This window comes from Candidatus Eisenbacteria bacterium (assembly GCA_030017955.1).
GTDB lineage: Bacteria > Eisenbacteria > RBG-16-71-46 > JASEGR01 > JASEGR01 > JASEGR01.
Genome location: JASEGR010000216.1, coordinates 1 through 1,598, shown reverse-complemented (window position 1 = coordinate 1,598; position 1,598 = coordinate 1). Strand labels below are relative to the sequence as shown.

General features: G+C 57.0%; 2 protein-coding genes. Both read right to left on the bottom strand.

Annotated elements, in window-relative coordinates:
* Positions 1-308 precede the first annotated feature (308 nt).
* Positions 309-656, bottom strand: coding sequence for a hypothetical protein (locus QME66_13805; protein MDI6810015.1), 348 nt, complete (start codon positions 654-656; stop codon positions 309-311).
* A 394-nt stretch (positions 657-1,050) separates the two neighbouring features.
* Positions 1,051-1,598: hypothetical protein (locus QME66_13800; protein MDI6810014.1), on the bottom strand; the 548-nt coding region annotated here is incomplete at its 5' end.

Here is a 1,598-nt window from a genome sequence, read left to right as displayed (position 1 = left end):
TGCACGCAGTGCCTACTCGGTGCAATATTTGGTTGTTGACGGTCTGTCATGGCTTCCCTGGGACAACGAATTCGTTGGGGTGACAATCCACCCTGGTCAGGGCTTATACTCAGTATAGAGAGAATTACAGCAAATGTCAAGCGGCTTTTTGCGAAAGTTTTAAGGTTCTTGTTCCCCGTTATCACTGTAACCATCTCTGCGGTGATGGTTGTGCCCATGGGGATATCCTGAGCGGCGAAGACGGCCAGGCTGTCCTGCACCACTTGGGAGGCTTTCGTATTGTTCAGAAAGGCTTCGTCGGGGAGACTTTAGGGACGGAGTGACCAGTCCCTGACGTCCGCCCACGTTCGCAGCCACTGGCCTGTGAGTGCCCAGTGGAGAAAGGCCATTTGCAAGTAGAGTGGAAATATGAGACCAATGGCCAATACTAGCTCGCTAATAGCAAGAGTTGCTTTCATGGGAAGAGAGATATTGCCCGCCCACAGAACCCCGTTCGCCCAAGTCAGCGCCACGGCGAGCACGGCAATGCCACCGTCGAGGATCAAGAAGGATGGAGCCGCCCAGGCAAGGGCTACCAACCGTTGCCTCCGTGGCAATGACATCATGCGGGTTAGCCCAGGGACAAGTCGATCCTTGAGACCTTCCAGCGGTTTCATAGACAGACCTGCAACTAGCCAAAGGGCGTAGAGCAATGAGAGACAAGCTGCACCAACTGTGACGATGATCAAGGCGATACCAGCCGTCCATAAGGTGGCCCTCCTTATAGGGTCAGTGGCGGTGGCCCAGGCAATGCCATTTGAGATCGCCAGGGTTCCAAGGCCACCAAGCGCCAGGACGAGGAGAAGCGCCAAGAGGTGATATAGCCCTCCATGTTTCAGCCAGGACCGACGACGGTTCGGACCGCTGGATCGAGTGCCACGTGAAGACGACGATTCTTTCAACAGCGACGATGCGGAATTTCTTGCTGTCATGGTTTCCCTTCCTCATCCATCCGGGTATACCTCACTGCCCTCCGGGTCGAATCTTCCTGTACCCAGGACAAGCATAAAACTAGGGCCGTGGTTCCCAGTCCTTGAGGTCTTCCCACGAGTCAATTGGCTGTCCTGTGACAACCCAATGCGCGTAACTTACGTGCAGATAGGCAACATACACATCCGCTGCAGCTACTGCCAACTCCAACAAGACCAAACCTAATTTGGTGAGGGGCTCTGGATCCGACGCCAGCGCGTAGCTGATACCCACGGTCAGTGCCACGAGAGCGAGGTCCACCACCGCGAGTACGGGTACTACCAGGAATGCCGACAAAGCTCGCACGATGGCCGGAGGCGGTTGGTCCGGGCCGCCAGTGATGGGTGGTGCCTGCTTCTGCGCCTTGGTTTCCGCTTCGGCTTTCACTTTCGCTGCCGCCGCCTTGGCCTTGGCTTCGGCTTCGGCCTTGGCCTTGGCTTCGGCTTCAGCCCTGGCTTTTGCTTCAGCCTCGGCCTTAGCTTTTGCTGCCGCTGCCTTGGCTTCGGCATCGGCCTTGGCCTTTGCTGCCGCTGCCTTGGCTTCGGCATCGGCCTTAGCTTTTGCTGCCGCTGCCTTGGCTTCGGCATCGG